This window comes from Phyllobacterium sophorae, from assembly GCF_003010965.1.
GTDB classification, from domain to species: Bacteria; Pseudomonadota; Alphaproteobacteria; order Rhizobiales; family Rhizobiaceae; genus Phyllobacterium; species Phyllobacterium sophorae.
In genome coordinates this window covers 348,018-370,439 of record NZ_PGGM01000001.1, presented here as the reverse complement: position 1 = coordinate 370,439, position 22,422 = coordinate 348,018, and the positions used below count along the sequence as shown (strand labels likewise).

Annotated in this window: 25 protein-coding genes; 8 read left to right on the top strand and 17 right to left on the bottom strand. The window is 56.9% G+C overall.

All coding sequences use genetic code 11. The annotated features are described in order from the left end of the window. Position 1: 1 nt before the first annotated feature. The 7 genes from CU103_RS01880 to CU103_RS01850 form a co-directional block, all read right to left on the bottom strand. A complete protein-coding gene (locus CU103_RS01880) occupies positions 2-2,533 on the bottom strand; it encodes a sensor histidine kinase (protein WP_106662613.1) in 2,532 nt (843 codons plus the stop codon). A gap of 197 nt (positions 2,534-2,730) precedes the next feature. Further along, positions 2,731-4,131 carry an adenosylhomocysteinase gene (gene ahcY, locus CU103_RS01875; RefSeq protein ID WP_106662207.1) on the bottom strand — a complete coding sequence of 467 codons (1,401 nt, stop codon included), beginning with the start codon at positions 4,129-4,131 and terminating at the stop codon, positions 2,731-2,733. Positions 4,132-4,305: 174 nt separating this feature from the next. Beyond that, on the bottom strand, positions 4,306-4,620 hold the full coding sequence (locus CU103_RS01870) for an HPr family phosphocarrier protein (RefSeq protein WP_106662206.1): 315 nt from the start codon (positions 4,618-4,620) through the stop codon (positions 4,306-4,308). Between the two features lie 24 nt (positions 4,621-4,644). Beyond that, positions 4,645-5,046, bottom strand: coding sequence for a PTS sugar transporter subunit IIA (locus CU103_RS01865; protein WP_100000814.1), 402 nt, complete (start codon positions 5,044-5,046; stop codon positions 4,645-4,647). A gap of 183 nt (positions 5,047-5,229) precedes the next feature. Further along, on the bottom strand, positions 5,230-5,688 hold the full coding sequence (locus CU103_RS32710; RefSeq protein ID WP_106662205.1) for an HPr kinase/phosphorylase: 459 nt from the start codon (positions 5,686-5,688) through the stop codon (positions 5,230-5,232). Continuing rightward, positions 5,688-7,475: a sensor histidine kinase gene (locus CU103_RS01855; RefSeq protein ID WP_106662204.1), complete on the bottom strand. Its 1,788-nt coding sequence runs from the start codon at positions 7,473-7,475 to the stop codon at positions 5,688-5,690. The genes CU103_RS32710 and CU103_RS01855 overlap by 1 nt, the downstream gene beginning before the upstream one ends. 144 nt (positions 7,476-7,619) lie before the next feature. Beyond that, the gene (locus CU103_RS01850; protein ID WP_162707175.1) at positions 7,620-8,339 is read right to left on the bottom strand and encodes a response regulator transcription factor; all 720 of its coding nucleotides are present in this window, start codon (positions 8,337-8,339) and stop codon (positions 7,620-7,622) included. Between the two features lie 308 nt (positions 8,340-8,647). Here CU103_RS01850 and CU103_RS01845 point away from each other — a divergent pair, with 308 nt between their 5' ends. The 4 genes from CU103_RS01845 (at position 8,648) to CU103_RS01830 (ending at position 12,067) form a co-directional block, all read left to right on the top strand. Further along, a complete protein-coding gene (locus CU103_RS01845; protein ID WP_106662202.1) occupies positions 8,648-10,261 on the top strand; it encodes a phosphoenolpyruvate carboxykinase in 1,614 nt (537 codons plus the stop codon). A gap of 115 nt (positions 10,262-10,376) precedes the next feature. Then, the gene (arfB, locus tag CU103_RS01840; RefSeq protein ID WP_106662201.1) at positions 10,377-10,814 is read left to right on the top strand and encodes an alternative ribosome rescue aminoacyl-tRNA hydrolase ArfB; all 438 of its coding nucleotides are present in this window, start codon (positions 10,377-10,379) and stop codon (positions 10,812-10,814) included. A gap of 107 nt (positions 10,815-10,921) precedes the next feature. Next, positions 10,922-11,380: a peptidoglycan-binding protein LysM gene (gene lysM / locus CU103_RS01835; RefSeq protein WP_106662200.1), complete on the top strand. Its 459-nt coding sequence runs from the start codon at positions 10,922-10,924 to the stop codon at positions 11,378-11,380. 72 nt (positions 11,381-11,452) lie between these two features. Next, positions 11,453-12,067 (top strand): alpha-ketoglutarate-dependent dioxygenase AlkB family protein, encoded by a 615-nt coding sequence (locus CU103_RS01830; RefSeq protein WP_106662612.1) that lies wholly within the window; start codon positions 11,453-11,455, stop codon positions 12,065-12,067. On the opposite strand, the gene coaA is transcribed toward CU103_RS01830, so the two are convergent. The 7 genes from coaA to hisB are packed head-to-tail and all read right to left on the bottom strand — an operon-like array spanning position 12,054 to position 16,691. Beyond that, a complete protein-coding gene (coaA, locus tag CU103_RS01825) occupies positions 12,054-13,055 on the bottom strand; it encodes a type I pantothenate kinase (protein WP_210203696.1) in 1,002 nt (333 codons plus the stop codon). The genes CU103_RS01830 and coaA overlap by 14 nt on opposite strands. 2 nt (positions 13,056-13,057) lie before the next feature. Beyond that, entirely contained in the window at positions 13,058-13,381 is a 324-nt protein-coding gene (locus CU103_RS01820) for a phosphoribosyl-ATP diphosphatase (RefSeq protein ID WP_106662199.1), read from the bottom strand. A gap of 16 nt (positions 13,382-13,397) precedes the next feature. Beyond that, positions 13,398-14,183 carry an imidazole glycerol phosphate synthase subunit HisF gene (gene hisF, locus CU103_RS01815; RefSeq protein WP_106662198.1) on the bottom strand — a complete coding sequence of 262 codons (786 nt, stop codon included), beginning with the start codon at positions 14,181-14,183 and terminating at the stop codon, positions 13,398-13,400. Then, on the bottom strand, positions 14,180-14,923 hold the full coding sequence (gene hisA, locus CU103_RS01810) for a 1-(5-phosphoribosyl)-5-[(5-phosphoribosylamino)methylideneamino]imidazole-4-carboxamide isomerase (protein ID WP_106662197.1): 744 nt from the start codon (positions 14,921-14,923) through the stop codon (positions 14,180-14,182). The genes hisF and hisA overlap by 4 nt, the downstream gene beginning before the upstream one ends. After that, entirely contained in the window at positions 14,920-15,570 is a 651-nt protein-coding gene (gene hisH / locus CU103_RS01805) for an imidazole glycerol phosphate synthase subunit HisH (protein WP_106662196.1), read from the bottom strand. The genes hisA and hisH overlap by 4 nt, the downstream gene beginning before the upstream one ends. Positions 15,571-15,572: 2 nt before the next feature. Next, complete coding sequence (locus tag CU103_RS01800) at positions 15,573-16,067, bottom strand: DUF2628 domain-containing protein (protein ID WP_106662195.1); 495 nt, start codon at positions 16,065-16,067, stop codon at positions 15,573-15,575. A gap of 15 nt (positions 16,068-16,082) precedes the next feature. Continuing rightward, positions 16,083-16,691: an imidazoleglycerol-phosphate dehydratase HisB gene (gene hisB, locus CU103_RS01795; protein WP_106662194.1), complete on the bottom strand. Its 609-nt coding sequence runs from the start codon at positions 16,689-16,691 to the stop codon at positions 16,083-16,085. Positions 16,692-16,889: 198 nt separating this feature from the next. Between hisB and hslV the strand changes: the two genes are divergently transcribed. From hslV to CU103_RS01775, 4 genes are all read left to right on the top strand, one after another. Then, entirely contained in the window at positions 16,890-17,444 is a 555-nt protein-coding gene (gene hslV, locus CU103_RS01790; RefSeq protein WP_106662610.1) for an ATP-dependent protease subunit HslV, read from the top strand. After that, the gene (locus CU103_RS01785; RefSeq protein ID WP_106662193.1) at positions 17,434-17,970 is read left to right on the top strand and encodes a GNAT family N-acetyltransferase; all 537 of its coding nucleotides are present in this window, start codon (positions 17,434-17,436) and stop codon (positions 17,968-17,970) included. The genes hslV and CU103_RS01785 overlap by 11 nt, the downstream gene beginning before the upstream one ends. Continuing rightward, positions 17,967-19,274, top strand: a complete 1,308-nt coding sequence (gene hslU / locus CU103_RS01780) for an ATP-dependent protease ATPase subunit HslU (RefSeq protein WP_106662192.1) — start codon at positions 17,967-17,969, stop codon at positions 19,272-19,274. The genes CU103_RS01785 and hslU overlap by 4 nt, the downstream gene beginning before the upstream one ends. Positions 19,275-19,417: 143 nt before the next feature. Next, positions 19,418-20,380 (top strand): DUF1402 family protein, encoded by a 963-nt coding sequence (locus tag CU103_RS01775; RefSeq protein ID WP_106662609.1) that lies wholly within the window; start codon positions 19,418-19,420, stop codon positions 20,378-20,380. Between the two features lie 9 nt (positions 20,381-20,389). Here the strand turns inward: CU103_RS01775 and CU103_RS01770 are convergent, their stop codons facing one another. The 3 genes from CU103_RS01770 to mltA are packed head-to-tail and all read right to left on the bottom strand — an operon-like array spanning position 20,390 to position 22,412. After that, the gene (locus CU103_RS01770; RefSeq protein WP_106662191.1) at positions 20,390-20,761 is read right to left on the bottom strand and encodes a helix-turn-helix domain-containing protein; all 372 of its coding nucleotides are present in this window, start codon (positions 20,759-20,761) and stop codon (positions 20,390-20,392) included. Next, entirely contained in the window at positions 20,758-21,315 is a 558-nt protein-coding gene (locus CU103_RS01765) for a Smr/MutS family protein (protein WP_106662190.1), read from the bottom strand. Before CU103_RS01765 ends, CU103_RS01770 begins: the two co-directional genes overlap by 4 nt. Then, positions 21,312-22,412: a murein transglycosylase A gene (mltA, locus tag CU103_RS01760; protein WP_106662608.1), complete on the bottom strand. Its 1,101-nt coding sequence runs from the start codon at positions 22,410-22,412 to the stop codon at positions 21,312-21,314. The genes CU103_RS01765 and mltA overlap by 4 nt, the downstream gene beginning before the upstream one ends. Between the last annotated feature and the right edge of the window lie 10 nt (positions 22,413-22,422).

Here is a 22,422-nt window from a genome sequence, read left to right as displayed (position 1 = left end):
CTTATTCGGCAGCGATGCTGAATGTCCGCGCCTCCAGGGGGAAGCGACAAGTAACCTGCGTACCCATCCCGGCGGCGCTGCTGATATCGACCGTGCCGCCATGCAGCTCGACAAATCCCTTCACAATTGAAAGTCCCAACCCGGCGCCGCGCTTGCGCCCGCCATTGGGATAGGGCTGGAAGCGTTTGAAAATGCTGTCGAGGACATAATCAGGCATGCCAGGGCCACTGTCGTGTACGCTGAAGACCATTTCGGCCTGCTCCCGCCGGCAAGCGAGCGTCACCGTACTACCTTCCGGAGCGTAATTGGCGGCATTGCTCAGCAGATTTGACAGGACCTGTTTGACACGGCTGGCATCGGCACGAAAGGAGCCTGTTCCAGGCTCGATGCGAATATCCAGCAGGATATTATGCTCCTTCAACCGCTCGGCGACCTTTTCGGAGGCCGTCGTCACGGCATCTGTGACCGAGACATCGCTTATGTCGAGCTCCATAATGCCGGCGTCGACGGTGGCAAGATCCAGAATATCATTGACGATGGTCAACAATACCGAAGAGGAGGTGCCGATGTGATCGAGGTAATCGCGCTGGCGATCGTTGAGCGGTCCGGTCATCGGCGTCTGCAGAAGTTCGGTAAAGCCAATGATGTTGGTCAGAGGCGAGCGCAGTTCGTAGGATACGTGCTGCACGAAATCGTTCTTCAGTTCATCCGTTCTTTCCAGCGCCTCGTTCTTTTCCTTCAATGCGCGCTCAACTTGGACTGAGTCGGTAACGTCGACGAAAGTGAGCATGGTTTGGCCGTTCGGCAACGGCGCTGTCGCGTAAAACAGGATCTTGCCGGTGCTGAGTTCGATATGGCCGGAGAGCGATTGACGTTCGTCATCGAAACCGGTGACCGTCGTGACGAAGGTTTCCCAGTGAGCAGCGTCCGAGACAGGCTCGCACAGCCGGCGGATCGCCGAAATATGCAAGCCTTCGGCGATCTGTTCGCGTTTCAACGACCACAACGATGCAAAAGCGGGATTGGAGAGGCGGATCTTGCCATCGGAGCCGAATACGGCAACGCCTTCAGCGAGGTGATCCAGTGTCTGGCCCTGAACCTTGATGAGTGTGTTATAGCGGCTCTGCAGTTCGAGCTTTTCCGTCAGGTTCTCGAAGACCCATGTGACACCGCCCTTCGGCTGCGGATTGACGATGACACGCAGCGTGCGGCCGTCAGTCAGATACCAGACATGTTCCTGCGACTCGACAGAGTGATAGGCCGCTAGAACCTGGTCTTTCCAACGCCGCCAGTCCGGTTGCTCCGGCAGTATGCCGTCGCTGCGGAAGCGATCGAGCAGCATGGCATTGTCGGGGCTGCTCTCAAGAAAAGCTGTTTCCAACCCCCATAGCTTGGCAAAGGCCTGATTGAAGAATTGCAGCTTGCGGTTGGCGTCGAACATCGCGACGGCAGAATTCAACTGATCCAGCGTGTCCGAATGATTTAGCACGGTTCGCTTGAACTCTTCGCGAATCAATTCGATTTCGCTGATATCGGCCGCGAGCCCTGCGGAGCCGGCGCTACCGGCAACGTCTGTCACCCGGAAGACGTGACGGTCTCCGCCGACGACCGTCGATAGCTGATCGTGGAATCGACGGTTCGCTGCTTTGTCCCGCTCAATGCGCTCGCGGGCTTGCGAACCAAACAGTTCACGCGCATCGCTGACTGCAGTGCGCGCGTCGCGAACGTCCACCGCCTTGGCGTAAGCCATGTTCACCCAGGTAAGACGGCCATCGCCATCGCGGTGCCAGGCCGGCATATCAACCGCCTCCAGGAGCCCGCGCAGCGTACCGACGGCTTCACTGAGTTGATAATTCTCGGTCTTGAGCAACGCCTGTGCCGCCCGCGCCTCCCCGAGATTGATGAAGCGGACGATAGCATAGCCGCCGGAGGTGCGACCTTGAACTTCCAGCGGTGCGCCCTTCGAAGTCTCGATCGCAATATCAAACGGCCGCGCCTTTTCGCGCAATGCCGAGATCGAGCGATCAAGCAATGTCGCCGAGTCGATCTGGAGCCAACGGCCAAAAGCCAGGAATAGTGCCCGCGCCTCCGGAACACCGATCTCGGGCGGCAGGGTGCCGACAAGATTTGGTGTGCTTGAAGCGCCTTCCCAGACGATTATGCGCTGGTCCTTGAGATTGAGCATGGCCTCATTGCGCTGAACGGTGACATTGAGATCTGCGACCTTGTCGCGTAGCTGGCGATTTTCATTGGCAATGCGGCTGCGCTCACGGATCAGCCAACCCGCCGAGAGCAGCGCCGCGCCCATGGCGCCGAGAAACATCGCGAATTGCACGACTTCGAATGTGCCCACCTCCACACCGAATGGCGTGTTGATTTTACCCAGCGCATCCTGGGCGTGCGCGGCAGATGAAGCGGCCAAAACAATGGGCATTGCCGAACTCGCACTGGCAAGCAGTGTCCGCAACTTTCTCAGCACAGGTCGTCCGTATGCTGCATGTTTACTGCGAACATCACCTTCACCAATCGTCATATCAGCCCCATCCTGACGAATGTGGTTGCTTCGATCCTCGCGATTTTTCAACCACTTGGCCCATCCGAAACAACGCCATCCCGAATCACTACAATAAACCTTGAGCGAATCGACGGGAAGAACTGCGTGCAAAAAAGAAAGCCGGAGAATTTGTCAATTCTCCGGCTTCCATATCTTGTGGGTATATACTGATCAGATCAATATCTGTAGTGGTCCGACTTGAACGGGCCGCTCGGCGTTACACCGATATAGGCAGCCTGTTCTTCGGAAAGAACCGACAATTTCGCGCCGAGCTTGTCGAGATGCAAACGGGCGACTTTTTCGTCCAGGTGCTTCGGCAGGACGTAAACCTCATTCTTGTACTGTTCACCGCGGCTGTATAGCTCGATCTGAGCCAAAACCTGGTTGGTGAACGAGGCTGACATGACAAAGCTTGGATGACCTGTTGCATTGCCAAGGTTAAGCAGCCTTCCTTCGGAAAGGAGCAGCAAGCGCTTGCCGTCCGGGAACGAAATCATATCGACCTGAGGCTTGATGTTGCTCCACTTCAGATTGCGCAATGCGGCGACCTGGATCTCGTTGTCGAAGTGGCCGATATTACCGACGATCACCATGTCCTTCATCTTGCGCATGGTATCGATGGTGATGACATCTTTATTGCCGGTTGTGGTGATGATGATGTCGGCCGTTGGAGCCGCATCTTCGAGGGTTACCACTTCGAAACCGTCCATCGCGGCCTGCAGTGCGCAAATGGGATCGACTTCCGTCACCTTGACGCGAGCGCCGGCCCCAAGCAACGACGCGGCCGAACCCTTGCCGACGTCGCCGTAGCCGCAAACAACAGCAACCTTGCCAGCCATCATGACGTCGGTGGCGCGGCGGATACCGTCAACCAGCGATTCCTTGCAGCCGTACTTGTTGTCGAATTTCGACTTGGTGACACTGTCGTTGACGTTGATCGCCGGGAAAGGCAGTAGGCCCTTCTTCTGCAGCTGATACAAACGATTGACGCCGGTCGTGGTTTCTTCAGTCACGCCCTTGATCGCATCGCGCTGCTTGGTGAAGAAGCCCGGGGTTTCCTTCATGCGCTTCTTGATCTGCGCGAAGAGGATTTCTTCTTCTTCGCTGCCCGGGTTGGACAGGACGTCTTCCCCGGCTTCCGCGCGTGCGCCAATCAGGATGTACATGGTGGCGTCGCCGCCATCATCGAGAATCATATTGGAAGGCTGGCCATCCGGCCATTGAAAAATCTGATCGGTGTAGGTCCAATACTCTTCAAGAGTCTCGCCCTTGACGGCGAAGACCGGCGTGCCGGTTGCAGCAATAGCTGCAGCGGCATGATCCTGGGTCGAGAAGATGTTGCACGATGCCCACCGGACCTTGGCGCCGAGTGCCTGCAGGGTTTCGATCAGGACGGCGGTCTGGATCGTCATGTGCAGGGACCCGGTAATGCGGGCACCCTTAAGCGGCTGCGACGTGCCAAATTCTTCGCGGCTGGCCATCAGGCCAGGCATTTCGGTTTCGGCGATTTCGATTTCCTTGCGGCCCCAAGCAGCCAGTTCAAGGTCCTTGACGATGTAGTCCTGTTTCTCGGCCATCTAAGTCAGCTCCGTCTTGTGTGTTCCATTTGGCCGCGCGTTTAGAGGCGACCGGAGATGCCGTTGACTAGCAGATTAGGGATCAACGCACAATGGGATATAAAGAAATCCTTATGCGTGCATATGGTGGCGATGGATTTAGCCGCGATATTGCCCTTGAGATATGGTTCGACGTCAGGCTTCTTCGCCGAATTTATCAGCTATCAAAGCGCCGAGAGCCTTCATCACTTCAGGCGCCTGAAGTCCGGAAGCGCTGATCTTGATACAGCAGCCCGGGGAGGCTGCAAGCATCATCAGACCCATGATAGATGTGCCGCCAACCGTCATGCCATCCTTTTCGACACGGACGTGGGCATCATAGCCATCAACCAGCTGGACGAACTTTGCCGAGGCGCGCGCATGCAGCCCGCGCCGGTTGATGATCTCGAATGACTCCACAAGGGCATTGTCCGGATCAAATGTGCCGGTCGTTTCAGCAGTCAGGCGCATTTATTACCTCTATGGGGCATAACCCTATTTGGCTGTCAGCACCTGGCTGGCCACGTTGATATATTTCCGTCCCGCATCCTGGCCTTCCCGCAACGACGCCGCCATGTCATTGGTAACGCGGACACTGGAAAGCTTGATCAGCATCGGCAGATTAACTCCGGCGATGACTTCGATCCGCCCTGACTCCATCACGGAAATCGCCAGATTGGAAGGCGTTCCGCCAAACATATCTGTCAGGATGATAACGCCCGAGCCATTGTCAGCCCGGGCCACGGCATCGACGATATCCCGCCGGCGCTGCTCCATATCATCATCTGCACCGATTGATACGGTTTCCAGATATTCCTGCTGGCCGACAACATGCTCCACGGCATGATGAAATTCTTCAGCCAGTCTTCCGTGCGTCACAAGCACGAGTCCGATCATTCTGAAACTGCTCCTGTCGCGCCAGCCCCTTGGGATTGGGCTTTTGTCTGCGCCTTGAATGCCCCGTTTGGCAGGTGTCGCATTCTGGCAGGACGAATCGTGAAGGCAAGTGGAAAAATGGCGTTAACAAGACAGAGGGTCATTTTCTCGCAGCTTAATAGGTCAACTATTTGGATTGTTAAGCTATTTTTTCCACTGGGGGCAAAAAAGTCTCGCTTCCACAGCACGGCAGGCAGCCTCGATTTCCCGTTTTGGTAGAAGAAGGTGTGGGATCGCGACACCCTGTAGTTGTGCCGTGGCGCCATCCGCAAATCGAACCGCATGATCTCGTTCGATCAATTCAACAACGAGATGTATGACCGCGGCCGTCTCAAAATCCACAGAATGAAGGCCTGAACCGCGGACCTCCAATCCGCCTTGCAACGCGGCGGGGGCGGTGCACATCAGGCGTCCCGACGCTCGCCAAATCTGACATTGATCATCACTGATCAATGCTGCAAACAGCCCCCTGGTCGACGCCCTGTCCATCAGAGCGCGCGCAATCGACGATTTGCCCGACCCCGAGGGCCCACTGATCAGAACGCCGCGGTCGCCGACCAGAACAGCGGTCGCGTGCAAAAGTTCACCACTTTGCTTTTCCATCAGACCTCGACCGGGAGGATAGCGATAAATCGCGCGCCGAGATAATTGTCCGGATCCTTGGGATCGATAATGTTCTCGGCGTTTAGCGTGCCGCCATGGGCCTCGATGATCTGACGGCTGATGGACAGGCCGAGCCCGGAATTCTGGCCAAAGGCTTCGCCAGAAGGCCGGTCCGTATAGAACCGCTCAAATATCCGGTCGATCTGTTCAACGCGGATGCCCGGGCCATTGTCATCGACCAGAATGCGGATACGGTCGCCCATATGCTGAAGCGTGACTGTAATGACGCCATCTTCTTCCGGAACAAAGGAGCGTGCATTCTCGATCAGGTTGGAGACGACCTGGCCCAGGCGCAAATCATGACCGACAACGTAGAAGCCCTTCTTGTTGTTCGGAAGCTTGCCAACCACGAATTCGATCCGCGTGTCCTTTTTGTTGCGCCTGACCTCGCGCGCCGCAGTGACGAGATTGCCGAGCAGAAATTTCAGATCGACATGTTCTGAATCCTCACGCGCGAGTTCGGCATCGAGCCGTGATGCATCGGAGATATCTGTGATCAGACGGTCGAGGCGGCGCACATCGTGCTGAATCACGTCCATGAGCCGCTTGCGCGACTCGTCGTTCTTGGCGAGCGGCAGCGTTTCGACGGCGCTGCGCAGCGAAGTTAGCGGGTTTTTCAACTCGTGGCTGACATCCGCCGCAAAACTCTCGATTGATTCGATCCGGGCGTATAGCGCATTGGTCATGTCGCGGATCGATGTGGAAAGATGGCCGATTTCGTCCTGACGCTCGGAGAAGTCGGGAATTTCTTCGCGGTTCTTTACGCCATGGCGGACCCGATCGGCAGCTGCCGCAAGACGGCGCAGCGGATTGGCGATGGTCGAAGCCAGAAACAGCGACAGGATAGCCATGACCAGCGCGGCAACCGTGAACACGCGGATGATCGCGAAGCGTTCGCCCTGAACGATCTTGTCGATGTCACCGCCTTCTGTCGAAAGCAGCAGCACACCAAGCACCGCGCGGAAGCGCTGGATGGGCACGGCGACCGAGACGATCTGCTCGCCTTTTTCCGTCATGCGCACAACGGTGGCCGGTGAGCCGGTCAGGGCCTTGACGATTTCGGGATAGGACGAGCCGTTACCGCCCGGCTGTTCCTGATAAATCGGCAAGTCGCTTCGGCGGAGAAGCCGCGTCATCCGGTTGGTCAGACGCTCAAAGAAACTGGGCTCCTCGCCATCGATCGGCGGAAGCTCGTAGCGCAGCACCTGGCCGCGCGAATAAAGATGGCGGGAGTCGAGCAGGAGGTTCGAGTCACGATCGTAAATGCGGGCCCGGGTGCGTGTCGGCGAAATCAGCCGGCGCAGGACCGGCGCCACACGTTCCGGATTGATCGGAAAATCGAGATTGTCCAGAACGTCCGGCGACGGGGTCAGGCTTTGACCCGCCTGTAGTTCCAGGAGCTTTTCGGGATCGATCGCAATGGAGTTGGTGTCGACCGTTGCCGACGAGGCGATTGCGCCGGCGATGATCTCTCCCTGTGTCATCAGGCTTTCGACGCGCGCATCGATCAGTCCGTCGCGAAACTGATTGAGATACATTATGCCGGACAAAAGGACTGCCAAGCCAGCGAGATTGAGAAAGAGAATTCGCCGGGTAAGGCTTGAAAACAGGTAATTGCCGAAGACGCGATTAAGCGGCTTGAAGAAGCGCCTCAAGGCAAGCGAACGCTTCCGGCGCATAACGGCGCTCTTGCGCGTAATATTGCCGCTTTGAAGCCCGGCTACCATTTCTGCCTCAGAAACTTGTAAATTGCGTTGCCTCATCGCATTCACGGCGCGTTGAGACAACCTTGTTTAGCGCGGATAACGTGCCTGTGAAAGCTCAGGCTGGTTCCGCGTCATGCATTAAGCAATATTCGCCCGCAAACAATATCAGGTTTCGCGGAAACGATAGCCCACGCCATAGAGGGTCTCGATCATATCGAAATCGTCATCGACGACCTTGAACTTCTTGCGCAGTCGCTTGATGTGGCTGTCGATGGTGCGATCATCCACGTAGACCTGTTCATCATAGGCCGCATCCATCAAAGCGTCACGGCTTTTGACGACACCGGGTCGTTGGGCCAGGGAATGCAGGATCAAGAACTCTGTTACGGTGAGAGTGACGGGCTCGCCCATCCAGGTACAGGTATGACGTTCCTGATCCATAACGAGTTGGCCTCGCTCAAGTGATTTTGCCTGGGGACTGCCGGGCTTCACCACGGTATCCCTCGCCGCGACACGGCGCAGGACTGCCTTGACCCGCTCGACCAGCAACCGCTGTGAGAACGGTTTGGTGATGAAATCATCGGCGCCCATCTTAAGGCCGAAGAGTTCGTCGATCTCGTCATCTTTTGATGTGAGGAAGATCACCGGCAGATCGGATTTCTGGCGCAGGCGGCGCAAGAGCTCCATCCCATCCATCCGCGGCATCTTGATATCGAATATGGCAAGATTTGGCGGACGGGCCATCAAACCATCGAGCGCGGACGCGCCATCGGTATAAGTCTCGACCCGGTAGCCTTCGGATTCAAGCGCGATCGATACGGAGGTCAGAATGTTGCGATCGTCATCGACGAGCGCGATTGTCTGCATTGCGGGTACTTCCCTCATGCCCTGCCTTTCCTTGTGCCATTACATTGAGGCTGCTTGTGCCGGACAAATTAGGTACAAAATGTGGCACAGTTCGCGAGTGATGTCATCTTCACCACATTTGGTTACTTTTACGCACACGGAAGAATCGCGGAAATTTCTCTTATTTAAACCGATTTAAAAAAATTTAAATTCTTTAAATCGATTAAACATTTGATAGTATTCAATTTTTCTGCTTTTGACCAAGTATGACCGCATTCCCGTTGGAAGATGCGAGGTGCGGCATGATCCGAACTTGACCCTTGAACCATCTTAACAACGGCGGACACATGACTAGAGAGACCGGTATTCACAACGCGGCGATCGCGCTCGGCACCTCAGGCTTGAAGGGGCTTTCGGCGGTCTATTATAATCTCGGAGCGGCAGAGCTTTATGAGGAGACATTGCGCCGGGGTGAGGCAGAACTGACGGCACAGGGTGCACTTGTTGCCCGCACCGGCCAGCATACCGGCCGTTCGCCAAAGGATAAGTTTGTTGTCCGCGACGGATCAACCGAAGATCACGTCTGGTGGGAAAACAATTCACCCATGTCGCCTGAGGCTTTCGAGCTCCTCTACGCGGACTTCATGGAGCAGGCAAAAGGCAAAGAACTGTTCGTCCAGGATCTGGTCGGCGGTGCCGATGAAGATTACAAACTGAACACTCGTGTGATCACCGAATTCGCCTGGCATTCGCTGTTCATTCGCAACTTGCTGATCCGTCCGGAGCGGGGATCGCTCACAAGCTTCGTGCCGCAGATGACCATTATCGACCTGCCGTCATTTCGTGCTGACCCGGCAAGACATGGCACACGGACGGAAACGGTTATCGCCGTCGATCTTAAGCGTTTGATCGTGCTCATCGGTGGCTCGGCCTATGCGGGCGAGATGAAGAAATCGGTGTTCACCGCACTTAACTACACTCTGCCGGCCAAGGGCGTCATGCCCATGCATTGCTCGGCCAATGAAGGCCCGGATGGCGACACTGCTGTCTTCTTCGGCCTGTCGGGCACGGGCAAGACGACACTTTCGGCCGATCCGAGCCGTACATTGATCGGCGATGACGAGCATGGCTGGGGCGAACACGGCGTCTTCAATTTCGAGGGCGGCTGCTATGCCAAGACGATTCGCCTTTCCGCCGAAGCCGAGCCGGAAATCTTTGCAACGACCCAGCGTTTCGGCACCGTACTTGAAAACGTCGTTCTCGATGAAAACCGCCAGCCGGATTTCAATGACGGCTCGTTGACGGAAAACACGCGGTGCGCCTACCCACTCGATTTCATTCCAAATGCATCGAAGTCCGGCAAGGCCGGGCACCCAAAGAACATCATCATGCTGACCGCTGATGCCTTTGGCGTAATGCCGCCCATCGCTAAGCTTACCCCGGCGCAGGCCATGTACCACTTCCTGTCCGGCTATACCGCCAAGGTCGCCGGCACCGAACGCGGCGTGACCGAGCCAGAGGCGACGTTCTCAACCTGCTTCGGCGCCCCGTTCATGCCGCGTCACCCCTCGGAATATGGCAATCTCCTGCGCCAGCTCATTGCCGATCACGGCGTCGATTGCTGGCTCGTGAATACGGGCTGGACCGGCGGCGCTTACGGGACAGGCAAGCGCATGCCAATCAAGGCCACCCGCGCACTGCTGACGGCGGCGCTGGACGGTTCGCTAAAGAATGTCCAGTTTCGCACGGATCCGAATTTCGGCTTTGCTGTCCCGGTTTCCGTGCCAGGCGTCGATGAGGCCATTCTAGATCCGCGTTCGACCTGGGTGGACAAGGCCGGCTACGATGTTCAGGCAAACAAGCTGGTCGATATGTTCATTCGCAATTTCGGCAAGTTCGAAAGTCACGTCGATAGCGATATCAAGGCCGCTGCCCCGCACACACCGGTCGCCGCGGAGTAATTCCACGGCAATCCTGACAATCCAAAAGGCCCCGTTGCAAACAACGGGGCCTTTTGCATATGCGGCAATTTTCTGATGCTTTGCTCGAATCAAAGTTTGGTTTACCAATCCAGTCATGGAAGAGAGCCGGAGCCGAATAAAAATCACCAATCGAATCTGGATTGACGAGGACGATCTGGAGGAAAATTTCATTCGCTCGGCTGGTCCTGGCGGACAAAACGTCAACAAGGTCTCCACAGCGGTGCAATTGCGGTTTCTGGCCGCGCGAGCGGGGCTGCCGGATGATGTGTTTGCACGGCTGATAAAGCTTGCCGGCCAGAAAGCGACCAAGGATGGCGATGTGCTCATTGAAGCCAATCGCTTTCGGACACAGGAACGCAACCGTCAGGATGCGCTCGAACGCATGATTGCGCTGGTTGCGAAGGCGGCTGAACCACCGCCGCCGCCCCGCAAGAAGACGCGGCCAACGAAGGGCTCCATCGAACGCCGCCTCAAAGCAAAATCCGGCCGTGCCGATGTGAAAAAAATGCGTGGCAGGGTCAAAGGAGATTGAGCGCGCGTCCCTAATATTAACTGCGCCCGTTATTCTCGGCTTTTCAAGCTCTTCGCGGAGTGCCACAACAGCATCTGTCGGTTTGAACAATCAACAAGGAGCCAGACATGGGACTATTTGATTTCGTTAAATCCGTAGGAAAGAAAATCGGCATCGGCGATGACGAGCCCGACGCAGAGGCGCTGAAGAAAGAGCTGGATTCGCACAAGCTTGGCACGGACAATGTCCAGGTCGTTGTTGAAGGCGACAAGGCAGTCCTGAAAGGCAATGTCACCAACCAGGAAATTCTTGAAAAGGCCATCATTGCCGTTGGTAACTCGCTCGGTATCTCCAAGGTAGAGACTGACGGATTGAAGGTTGATGAGACAACCACCGGTTCCGTCACCAAGGCAGCCGTGTTCTACACGGTGAAGAAAGGCGACAATCTGTGGAAGATCGCCGAGTCCCAATATGGCAAAGGCAAAGGCGCGAAGAACACGGTTATCTTCGAAGCCAACAAGCCGATGCTGAGCCATCCCGACAAGATCTATCCGGGTCAGGTACTGCGTATCCCGCCGCTCGACTGAGTCTAACCCTTACGCAATCGCCCGGCTCTGCTTGCAGCCGGGCCGTTGCTTTCGAAAGCCGCGCCCAATCCGATGCTCCTGCTTGCACCCGGCATTCGCTACTATCCGGATCATTTCGATCCGGCCGAACAGGCCGTGCTGGTGGAGGACATCCGAGGTGTCGTCACTGAAGCACCACTCTATGTCCCAGCCATGCCGAAAACCGGCAAGGAAATGAGCGTGCGCATGACCAATTGCGGCCCGCTTGGCTGGGTCACCGACAAGGAGTCGGGCTACCGCTATCAAGCGCGGCATCCGGTGACGCAGAAGCCTTGGCCGGCCATTCCGCCGCGCCTGCTGGCACTGTGGCAGGCGGTCGGTGACTTTCCGCTGCCGCCGGAAGCCTGCCTGGTGAATTTCTATTCGGAAACGGCAAAGATGGGCCTGCACCAGGATCGTGACGAGCAAAACTTTCAGGCGCCGGTCGTTTCCGTGTCGCTCGGCGACGCCTGCCTGTTCCGCTTCGGCGGTGCAAATCGCAAAGACAAGACACAGTCGATACGGCTATCAAGCGGCGATGTGATTGTTCTCGGTGGCGAGGGCCGTCTGGCGTTCCATGGTGTCGATCGTATTTATCCGGGCACGTCGACGCTGCTGAAGAGCCCAGGGCGGATAAATCTCACTTTGCGCCGCGTCACAGCTTCCTGAGCGCGACTTCCTCGACGAGGTGATTGTCGCCCTTGCACAGGATCAGATCAGCACGCGGCCGGGTCGGAAGGATGTTTTCCCTCAAATTCTTCAGATTGATGTTGGCCCACAGGCTTTCGCCGATAGCGAGGGCAGAATCATCCGAAATAGTCGAATAGCGATGGAAGAATGAGCTCGGATCCTTGAACGCCGTTTCCCGTAGCCGCATGAAACGGCTGATGTACCATTTGTGGATCTGCTCTTCATCCGCATCGATATAGATGGAAAAATCGAAAAAATCCGAGACGAACGGTACCATCTTGCCGTCTTCGGGCAGATCGCGAACCTGAAGTACGTTGATGCCCTCGAAGATCAGTATATCGGGTGCATCCACTGTTTGAAATTCACCCGGCAGCACGTCGTAGGTCAGGTGTGAATAGAGCGGCGCGTTGACATTGCGCTGGCCGGCCTTGATCTGCGACAGGAAGCGCAGGACCATGCCGACATCATAGCTCTCCGGAAAGCCCTTGCGCTCCATCAGGCCCTTGGCGCGAAGGACCTCGTTCGGATAGAGGAACCCGTCGGTGGTTACCAGATCGACCTTCGGGCTCGATGGCCAGCGGGCCAGCAATTCTTTCAGGACACGCGCGGTGGTGGATTTACCGACCGCCACCGAACCGGCAATGCCGATGATGAACGGCGTCTTGAAGGCGTCGCCGGTGTTGAGAAACTGCCGGCGCTGGTAGAACAGCAGCTGACTTGCCTCCACATGTGCGGAAAGCAACCGCGACAGCGAAAGATAAATCCGGCTCACCTCATCGAGATCGATCGGGTCCCCCAAAGAACGCAGACGCTTGACCTCGTCATAGGTCAACGTCATTGGCGTGTCGGCACGAAATTCTGCCCAGCGCTCGGCGCTGAAGAACCGGTAGGGCGAAAACTCGCTGGGTGCCAACTGATCCACGACTTCCCCTTCCGTCTGCCGTACGAATGCCGGTGCTTTGAACATGATCAGTCATGTCCTCGCGCGGCTTTTTCTTCGATTCCGGTCTGAGCCGTCCGCCGGTCGAGTTCCTCGAAGATTTCCTCAAGCTTTATGCCGGAAATCCCGAGAACGACGATGAGATGATAGAGCAAATCTGCACTTTCCGAAACAACACCCTGCCTGTCGCCGGAAACCGCTGCAATGACGGTTTCAACCGCCTCTTCTCCCAGTTTCTGGCTGGCCTTGCCAATGCCCTTGGCGTAGAGACTGGCCGTATAGGATTTGACATCCGCTGAGGCGACGCGTTCCGCCACAATGCGTTCGAGATCAGCGAGGGTGAATGCGGTCATGAAAGCATTTCTCCATTCAGCGGACGGGGTCGAGGCGCATCGGAATACCCGCTGCCGCCATATGGGCTTTCGCCTCGCTGATCGTATAGGTGCCAAAGTGGAAAATCGATGCGGCCAGCACGGCCGAAGCGTGACCCTCGAGAATGCCTTCGACCATATGATCGAGATTGCCGACGCCGCCCGATGCGATTACTGGCACACGAACCGCATCGGCAATGGCGCGCGTCACCGGGATATCATACCCGATCTTCGAGCCATCCCGGTCCATCGAGGTCAGTAGGATTTCGCCTGCGCCGAGATCGACCACCTTGCGGGCAAATTCCACTGCATCGATACCCGTCGCCTGCCGTCCGCCATGGGTGAAGATCTCCCAGCGGTCTGTCTCGCCCGCGTGTGACACTTTCTTGGCGTCGATGGCAACGACAATGCATTGATTGCCGAACTTGTCGGCCGCTTCGGCAATAAACTCAGGATTGTTCACTGCCGCTGTGTTGATCGAAACCTTGTCGGCGCCTGCGAGCAGCAGCTTGCGAATGTCGCCAACAGTACGCACCCCACCACCGACCGTCAGCGGCATGAAACATTGCTCGGCCGTGCGGGCGACAACATCGAAAATCGTCTCGCGATTATCCGACGAAGCGGTGATGTCGAGAAAGCAGAGCTCATCCGCCCCTGCTGCATCGTAGGCCTTCGCCGCCTCGACAGGATCACCGGCGTCAATGAGATCGACAAAGTTGACGCCCTTGACGACACGTCCGTCTTTCACGTCGAGACAGGGTATAACACGGGCTTTGAGGGTCATGCGGCGCGCTCCCGTGCTTCGCGAAGGACCTGCAGCGCTTCCGCTGGGTCAATCCGGCCATCATAGAGCGCGCGGCCAGAGATCGCGCCTTCAAGCTTCTTCGCATCCGGCATGGTCATGCGGACGATATCGGCGATCGAGGCAAGGCCGCCCGACGCGATGACCGGAATGGCGACTGTCTCTGCCAGTTGCAGCGTCGATTCCCAGTTGATGCCGGCGAGAACACCGTCGCGGTCGATATCCGTATAGATGATCGCAGCGACGCCAGCGCCTTCGAACTTCTTCGCCAGCTCGACAACGCCGAGTGTCGAGGCTTCCGCCCAGCCTTCAACGGCAACCTTGCCGCCCTTGGCGTCGATGCCAACCGCCACCTTGCCGGGAAAATGCTTGCAGGCCTCGATAACGAGCGCCGGATCGCGAACGGCGACCGTCCCAAGAATGACACGGGAGAGCCCCTTTGCCAGCCAGTCCTCGATATGATCGAGCGTGCGGATACCGCCGCCAAGTTGTACAGGATTTTTCGTGGCCTTGAGAATCGCCTCAACCGCAGCACCGTTGACCGACTGACCGGCAAAGGCACCGTTCAGATCGACCACATGCAACCATTCAAAGCCTTGCGTCTCAAAAGCTTTGGCCTGTGCAGCTGGATCGGCATTGTAGACCGTGGCCTGATCCATATCGCCAAGCTTGAGGCGCACACACTGACCGTCTTTCAGATCGATTGCAGGAAAAAGGATCACGGATTCCACCTCAGAAAATTGGCAATGAGGGCGAGGCCCAGCGCCTGGCTCTTTTCCGGATGAAACTGCGTCCCGGCCATATTGTCGTTGGCTACGGCAGCGGTGACTGTCCCGCCATAGTCAGTGACGGCAACCACGTCATTTTCAATCTCGGCATCAAGAAAATAGGAATGGACGAAATAGGCGTGCAGGCCCTGCGGCCCCGTCTTGATCCCATCGAACAGCGGATGCGGACGAGTGAGACGTATGGTGTTCCAGCCAATCTGTGGAATCTTCAGCGCTGGATCTGATGGCACCATCTCGCGGACATCACCCTTGATCCAGTCGAATCCGGTGGAGATCGTCTTCTCCAGACCGCGCGACGACATCAACTGCATGCCAACGCAGATGCCAAGGAATGGCCGTGCCTTTTCCACCGCCACCTCGTGAATGGCATCGACCATGCCCTCGACAGCATGAAGCCCGCGGCGGCAATCGGCGTAGGCGCCAACGCCCGGCAGGACAATACGATCGGCGGTGCGCACCCGAGATGCATCGTCGGTCAGATCAATCGTCGCATTGATGCCGCTTTCCCGCGCTGCCCGTTCGAAAGCCTTGGTGGCCGATCGAAGATTACCGGAACCATAATCGATTATGGCGACACGCATGTTCAATTGTCTCCCCGGTGGCTGACCAGCCCCACCATGCTACCGAGTACCGGATTTGGTCCGCCTCGAAGCGGCGGCATAACCACTTTGGGACCAGCCGCCTCCTGCCGCATCATTGCCGGGGCGAATTTCGGCCCGAGAAACCATGCGGTTTCGGCATCCGCCGCACTGTCTGAATCAACAATTCCTATCTGTTCAAACCCGCGCCGTTCAAGCCGCGACGCCCGCCAGTTATTCGCCTCGAACCCCACCAAAAGCGATAGCAGCGCCGTGGCGAAGGCCGCCATATTGTCGTGACCGGTCAAATTGCCCACAGCTGAAATCACGACCGTCAATCCCATCACGAGCGCCGCCTCGAACCATAGCCGGTGCACCAGCAGCCAAGGGACCGGCAGCACGAAAGCCAGGAAGGCAAAACCATCCCGTATGAAAACAGTGCTGTCGTCGTCACGCTGGCCATTCTGGGGCCGTGGTGCCAATACAAGGAAACTGGCCATGTCTCAGCCCTCTCGTCAGCCGTTCAGCGTGCCCTTGGTTGAAGGAATGGCATCCTTCTGGCGCGGATCGGTTTCGATGGCGCTGCGCAGCGCGCGCGCAACCGCCTTGAAACAGGTCTCGGCAATATGGTGATTATTGGCACCATAGAGGGTCGACACATGCAAGGTGATACCGGCATTCTGCGCCAGTGCCTGGAAAAATTCCCGCACCAGCTCCGTATCGAATGTTCCGATCTTCGGGCTTGAGAACTCCACCTGCCATATGAGAAAAGGCCGTCCCGAGACGTCGAGCGCGGCACGTGTCAACGTTTCATCCATGGCGAGATCAAGGGAAGCATAGCGGTTGATACCACGCCGGTCAGCCAACGCCTTGGCGATAGCCTGTCCGATGGCGATGCCTGTGTCCTCGACCGTATGGTGGTCATCGATATGCAGATCGCCTTTCACCTTGATGTCCATGTCGATCAGCGAATGACGCGAGAGCTGCTCCAGCATATGATCAAAGAAGCCAACGCCGGTGGAAATGTCGAATCTGCCTGTCCCATCCAGATTGACCGAAACGGCAATACTGGTTTCCTTGGTACTACGCTCGATCCTGGCACTGCGTGTGCTGACGTTGGTCATTGCTGTTTCCCGCCCCTTGGGTTCTGGAAGCTTGATTGAGGCCTTCTAAAACACGAACGGCGAATCTCCAAATGCTTTGATGGCGCAGCTTCGAATGGCCATTTGCAATTCCGTGGCTGCTTCATACATAAGTGTCACATAAGGGGTTCGATCTGCAGCCAATTGGAGCATAATCGAATCCGCTTGAAGGAGCTGAATATGCAAGAACACAATCCCTCGACGATGTATGGCACGACGATTGTCACCGTCCGCAAGAACGGTAAGGTGGTCATCGCCGGTGACGGACAGGTCAGTCTCGGCAACACCGTCATGAAAGGCAATGCCCGCAAGGTACGCCGCATCGGCAAAGGAAACGTCATAGCCGGTTTTGCTGGCGCAACCGCCGATGCCTTCACCCTGCTTGAGCGGCTTGAAAGCAAACTCGAACAATATCCCGATCAGCTGATGCGCGCCTGCGTCGAGCTTGCCAAGGATTGGCGGACCGATCGATATCTGCGCCGTCTCGAAGCGATGATGCTTGTCGCGGACAAGTCGGTGACGCTGGCTCTTACTGGCACCGGCGATGTGCTCGAGCCTGAGCATGGTATCATGGCTATCGGTTCCGGCGGCAATTATGCGCTGGCGGCTGCACGGGCGCTCGCTGATACGGACTTGAGCGCTGAAGAGATTGCCCGCCGCGCCATGCAGATTGCTGCCGACATCTGCATTTACACGAACACGAGCGTCACATTCGAGACCATCGATGCCGAATGAGTCCGACTACCACTATCGCTTCATACCGGTTGAGCCACGCCACCTGAACATGATCTCGGATTGGCTGGCAGAACCGCATGTGGCGAAATGGTGGGGCGAAGATCCCGAGGATGAGATGGCATCGATTGTGGAGCATTTGGACAGCGTCTCGGTCGAGCCGTTTATCATCATGCTTGGCGACGAAGCCATCGGTTATCTCCAGACCTATGACCCACATCTGGAAGATGATCATCCGTACCAAGATCAGCCGACCGGTACGCTCGGCCTCGACCAGTTCATCGGTGAACCCGATTTGATCGGCAAGGGCCATGGGGCCCGGCTGCTCGACGAGTTCGTATCGCTGCTGTTTGAAGAAGGCGTGCCTCGCGTGATCGTCGATCCGGATCCCGCCAACGAGCAGGCTATCAAGGCATACAAGAAGGCGGGCTTCATTGCTTTCGACACCCGCACATCAATTTACGGTCCCGCCCTGTTAATGGCGCGAGACAATCCTGAACTATGGCCAGATGAAACGAGAATACAATGACAACATTTTCCCCCCGCGAAATCGTCTCTGAACTCGACCGCTACATTATCGGTCAGAATGACGCAAAACGTGCCGTCGCCATCGCATTGCGCAATCGCTGGCGCCGCCAGCAGCTGGAAGGCCAGATGCGCGAAGAGGTCATGCCAAAGAACATCCTGATGATCGGACCGACGGGCGTCGGCAAGACGGAAATTTCCCGCCGCCTGGCCAAGCTGGCTGGAGCACCCTTCATCAAGGTGGAAGCGACCAAGTTCACCGAAGTCGGTTATGTCGGCCGGGACGTCGAGCAGATCATCCGCGATCTGGTAGAAGTCGCTATCGGCCTTGTGCGTGAAAGGAAACGCGAAGAGGTGAAGGCAAAGGCGCATATGAATGCGGAAGAGCGTGTGCTGGATGCACTGGTTGGCAAGACCGCGAGCCCGGCGACACGCGACAGCTTCCGCAAGAAGCTGCGCGACGGACTTATCGACGACAAGGAAATCGAGGTCGAAGTCGCGGATACCGGTTCGGGTATGCCAAATTTCGAGCTTCCGGGTATGCCGGGCGCCAACATCGGTGTGCTCAATCTCAGCGACATGTTGGGCAAGGCCATGGGCGGACGAACCAAAACCGTCAAGACCACCGTCAAGGAATCCTATTCCGTGCTGATCAATGACGAGTCGGACAAGCTGCTCGATCAGGAACAGATTACTCAGGAAGCGTTGCGGTCGGCCGAGGATGATGGCATCGTCTTCCTTGACGAGATCGACAAGATCGCCGCTCGTGATGGCGGCGTCGGAGCCGGCGTGTCACGTGAAGGTGTCCAACGCGACTTGCTGCCGCTGGTGGAAGGAACAACGGTCGCGACCAAATACGGTCCGATCAAGACCGACCATATCCTGTTTATCGCGTCAGGCGCTTTTCATGTTTCCAAACCGTCGGACCTTCTGCCGGAATTGCAGGGGCGTCTCCCGATCCGTGTCGAACTCAGCGCCCTGACGCGCGATGACATGCGGCGTATCCTGACCGAGCCGGAAGCCAGCCTGCTGAAGCAATATATTGCATTGATGGCGACCGAAGAGGTTACGCTCAACATTACCGATGATGCGATCGACGCTTTGGCGGATATCGCCGTCGACCTCAATTCGACGGTGGAGAATATCGGTGCGCGGCGCCTGCAGACGGTGATGGAACGTGTGCTCGACGACATTTCGTTCAATGCACCAGATAAATCCGGTGCCGAGCATACAATCGATGCCAAATATGTCCGCGAGACCGTTGGAGATCTCGCCAAAAATGCGGATTTGTCGCGCTTCATCCTCTAGGGTGACGCATCGCATGTGACCAATGCCCCCTTGAGCTGCGAGGGGGCATTCTTGCGATTCAGCAATGCTGGCGGTGAGGTTTTTCTGGCTTTCGGAGAAGCAAGACGTTATTCGGAGCGCCTGACCGAAACTTTGGACCGATGATGAAACGCCACCTGATCCTTTTCGCGACAAGTTGTTTTTTGCTCTCCGCCATGCAACCGGCTGCAGCCGTAACTGTCGTGCCGGAAGGCAACCGCAACGCGAGCCAGCCCGGCGTTCCCGCCGCATCCGCCAAGCGGACGCGCGAGATGAACACGACCTACGAAGCGAAGTATGAGAAGATTTACAATCTATTGAAAAGCGATTCCAAACTGCGGTCGAAGATAGCCAGCGTTGCCCGCACCTACGGCATCGATCCCGTTCATATCGTCGGCGCGCTTATTGGCGAACACACCTATAATGTTGACGCCTATGACCGCTTGCAAACCTATTATGTAAAGGCAATTTCCTACGTGCAGCAGGGTTTAAGCTTCGACTACCAGGGCGAGAGCATTGGTACGTTTGTCAAGCGGCCGCAATTCGCCTCTTGTGCGCAGTTCAAGGATAGCCTGCGGCTCTGGACCTGCCGCGAAGATGTCTGGGAACAGGACTTCCGTGGCAAGACTGTCGACGGCAAGGGCTTCCCCGACAAGCGATTCAGTGCCGTATTCTTCCAGCCGTTTTACGCGGGACAGAGCTTTGGCCTTGGCCAGCTCAGCCCTTTGATTGCCCTGCAAATGACCGACATGGTCAACCGTTATTCCGGCCTGCCAAAGCTCGATGCAGACCATGCCGCCGATGTCTACAAGACGATCATGGACCCGGATCTGACGCTGCCCTACATGGCGGCAGCACTGAAACATTCGATCGACGTCTATCGCCGCATCGCTGATTTCGACATCTCCAATAATCCGGGCATCACCGCGACCCTTTACAATACCGGTGGCGCGGACAGCCGCGCGCATGCGCTGGCCAATGCCAATGCGGCCCGGCTCGCTAACGGTGAGGCGCTCCAACTGCCGGAAGAGAACTATTATGGCTGGCTGGTCAACGAAAAGATCAATCAGTTGCAGACGCTTTTCTGATCGAAGGACCTAGCGTCTGCGTTTTTCCGGCAAGGTTTTCAACTTCTGGATCAGGCTCTTGGCCATGTCTGTGTCAATCTCGCGGATTTTCGCCGCCAGGAGATTGGCAAGTTCCGTCACTACGGGTGAAAGACCACCCGTATCGATCGTGATGCGGGGGTCCGATATCATCGCCAATCGTTGCAGCTCTTCTGCTTCGTCCCAGATAATATTGAAATACTGGATAATGCGCTGCAGCTTGTCCCATGTTGGCTGACCACGTTTTCCGTGTTCCAGTGCCGAAAGATATGCCGCAGATACACCGATTGCCTTGGCCATGTCCTTTTGCGAAATGCCACGTTCGGCACGCAGGTCTCGGAGTTTCTCGCCGAACGGGGTCATGGCATCTCCATTGGCCGGCGCATACGCACATAGATTGCGCCGGTTCCGCCATGATTACGCGCTGCATCTTCATAGCCATTGACCAGGATGCGGAAGGCGTGCGTTGCGAACCATAGGGGCACGGCCAGACGCAGCACCCCGTCGCTGCCCATGGACGATCCCTTGCCGGTGATCACCAGGACATGGCGCAACTTTCGCAGATGCGCGCGCTGCAGGAATCCAAGAAGCAAACCATAGGCCTCGCTTTGGGTGAGACCATGCAAATCGATCCGGGCTTCAATATCGACGCGGCCCTTTGCTATTTTCCGGTGCGTCGGCCGATCGATGGGGTGCAGGCGATGGGCAGGTTGAAGGCCAGGCTTTGGCGCGGGCGATGCTGCGGGTCTGGCGGTACCAGGGGCCGACGGATGAAGTGGCGCCGGTTGCTTTGGCATGGCGATCAGGAAGGTCGGCTTTTCCTTGCCCTTCAGCGGACGCGCGGTCTTTGCTACCGTTTCCCAGAGGATCCGGTCTTCCAGTGTAGCAAACTCGTCTTGAACCACCTTCTTCTTCATTGCTGTTGAGCCAGAAGCGAACGCGGAACCAGAGCATAGAAATCGGCTTTGTTGCGGATACCACCCGCGATCTCACCTGCAGCATCACCGGAACCGGCGAATAGGTCGCCGCGTGCGGGACCGACAATGGCCGATCCGGTATCCTGGGCAATCATCAGACGGGCAAAGCAGTCGCCACCAAAAGCCTTCAGATCGGGGGCGTGGATGTAGAATGGCGTCCCGAACGTATGCAGCAGCCGATCAACGGCGAGCGACCGGCCGGCGGTCAGCGGCACCTTTGCCGCAGCAATCGGGCCAAGCGACTCGTCCTCCACGTCGGCTTCGCGGAAGAAAATATAGGACCGGTTGTTCCACATGAGCGCGCGGGCTTTTTCCTGATGATCGGCAAGCCAGCTGCGAATCGACCGCATGGACATATTTTCAAGCGCAATCTCGCCGCTGTCGAGCAGGATCTTGCCAATCCCGGTAAAACGATGCCCCGTCTTCGCTGCATAGGTGATGCGGCACAGGGTCCCATCGGTCATCTTCAACTGAGCCGCGCCCTGAACATGCACAAAGAAGGCGTCCACAGGACTTTCGACGAACGCGATTTCCAGGCCCCGGTCGTTCAGAGCGCCGCTTTCAATTGCAGGACGGTCAAAATATTCGACAAGTCCTGCTGGCGTTTGCCGGGCAAAGGCAAAATAGGGATCAAGCCCATCGGGTCGATTGCTGTCATCGACATCAACGAGATCGTCAGGGCGGCGGAGAAACGGAACCGCAAACCGCTCGGTGCGAACGGGAGAGGCAATGACCTGCGGTTCGTAGAAACCGGTGACGAAACCGTCGTTTGGTTCAGTACTTGTTACGAGAGCGGGACGAAACCATTTCTCGAAAAAATGCCGTGCCTGCTGATCGGTTTCGACCAATGTTTCACGTGAATCAGCAAAAATGGGAGCGAGTGCCTCGAAACTGATACCGAGTGCGCCGGACTTGTAGGGCTTTTCGCGGACACGCTCCGCCGATCGAACGAACGCACCGAAGGCTTCCAATTGCCTGTCGTCATCCCAGCCGGGACAGTCTTTGAAATCCACCGGCTTGAACAGGGGTGACAGCATGGCCATTACG

Bases quoted from the DNA above. Each gene is read 5' to 3' on its own strand.
- hslU (WP_106662192.1), top strand. From the start codon at position 17,967: ATGACAACATTTTCCCCCCGCGAAATCGTCTCTGAACTCGACCGCTAC.
- CU103_RS01850 (WP_162707175.1), bottom strand. From the start codon at position 8,339: ATGAGGGAAGTACCCGCAATGCAGACAATCGCGCTCGTCGATGACGAT.
- CU103_RS01800 (WP_106662195.1), bottom strand. From the start codon at position 16,067: ATGGCCAGTTTCCTTGTATTGGCACCACGGCCCCAGAATGGCCAGCGT.
- arfB (WP_106662201.1), top strand. From the start codon at position 10,377: ATGGAAGAGAGCCGGAGCCGAATAAAAATCACCAATCGAATCTGGATT.
- CU103_RS01865 (WP_100000814.1), bottom strand. From the start codon at position 5,046: ATGATCGGACTCGTGCTTGTGACGCACGGAAGACTGGCTGAAGAATTT.
- CU103_RS01770 (WP_106662191.1), bottom strand. From the start codon at position 20,761: ATGACCCCGTTCGGCGAGAAACTCCGAGACCTGCGTGCCGAACGTGGC.
- hisB (WP_106662194.1), bottom strand. From the start codon at position 16,691: ATGACCAACGTCAGCACACGCAGTGCCAGGATCGAGCGTAGTACCAAG.
- CU103_RS01765 (WP_106662190.1), bottom strand. From the start codon at position 21,315: ATGAAGAAGAAGGTGGTTCAAGACGAGTTTGCTACACTGGAAGACCGG.
- lysM (WP_106662200.1), top strand. From the start codon at position 10,922: ATGGGACTATTTGATTTCGTTAAATCCGTAGGAAAGAAAATCGGCATC.
- CU103_RS01870 (WP_106662206.1), bottom strand. From the start codon at position 4,620: ATGCGCCTGACTGCTGAAACGACCGGCACATTTGATCCGGACAATGCC.
- coaA (WP_210203696.1), bottom strand. From the start codon at position 13,055: ATGTTCAAAGCACCGGCATTCGTACGGCAGACGGAAGGGGAAGTCGTG.
- CU103_RS01820 (WP_106662199.1), bottom strand. From the start codon at position 13,381: ATGACCGCATTCACCCTCGCTGATCTCGAACGCATTGTGGCGGAACGC.
- hslV (WP_106662610.1), top strand. From the start codon at position 16,890: ATGCAAGAACACAATCCCTCGACGATGTATGGCACGACGATTGTCACC.
- ahcY (WP_106662207.1), bottom strand. From the start codon at position 4,131: ATGGCCGAGAAACAGGACTACATCGTCAAGGACCTTGAACTGGCTGCT.
- mltA (WP_106662608.1), bottom strand. From the start codon at position 22,412: ATGCTGTCACCCCTGTTCAAGCCGGTGGATTTCAAAGACTGTCCCGGC.
- CU103_RS01845 (WP_106662202.1), top strand. From the start codon at position 8,648: ATGACTAGAGAGACCGGTATTCACAACGCGGCGATCGCGCTCGGCACC.
- hisH (WP_106662196.1), bottom strand. From the start codon at position 15,570: ATGCGTGTCGCCATAATCGATTATGGTTCCGGTAATCTTCGATCGGCC.
- CU103_RS01830 (WP_106662612.1), top strand. From the start codon at position 11,453: ATGCTCCTGCTTGCACCCGGCATTCGCTACTATCCGGATCATTTCGAT.
- CU103_RS32710 (WP_106662205.1), bottom strand. From the start codon at position 5,688: ATGGAAAAGCAAAGTGGTGAACTTTTGCACGCGACCGCTGTTCTGGTC.
- CU103_RS01775 (WP_106662609.1), top strand. From the start codon at position 19,418: ATGAAACGCCACCTGATCCTTTTCGCGACAAGTTGTTTTTTGCTCTCC.
- CU103_RS01880 (WP_106662613.1), bottom strand. From the start codon at position 2,533: ATGACGATTGGTGAAGGTGATGTTCGCAGTAAACATGCAGCATACGGA.
- CU103_RS01855 (WP_106662204.1), bottom strand. From the start codon at position 7,475: ATGGTAGCCGGGCTTCAAAGCGGCAATATTACGCGCAAGAGCGCCGTT.
- CU103_RS01785 (WP_106662193.1), top strand. From the start codon at position 17,434: ATGCCGAATGAGTCCGACTACCACTATCGCTTCATACCGGTTGAGCCA.
- hisF (WP_106662198.1), bottom strand. From the start codon at position 14,183: ATGACCCTCAAAGCCCGTGTTATACCCTGTCTCGACGTGAAAGACGGA.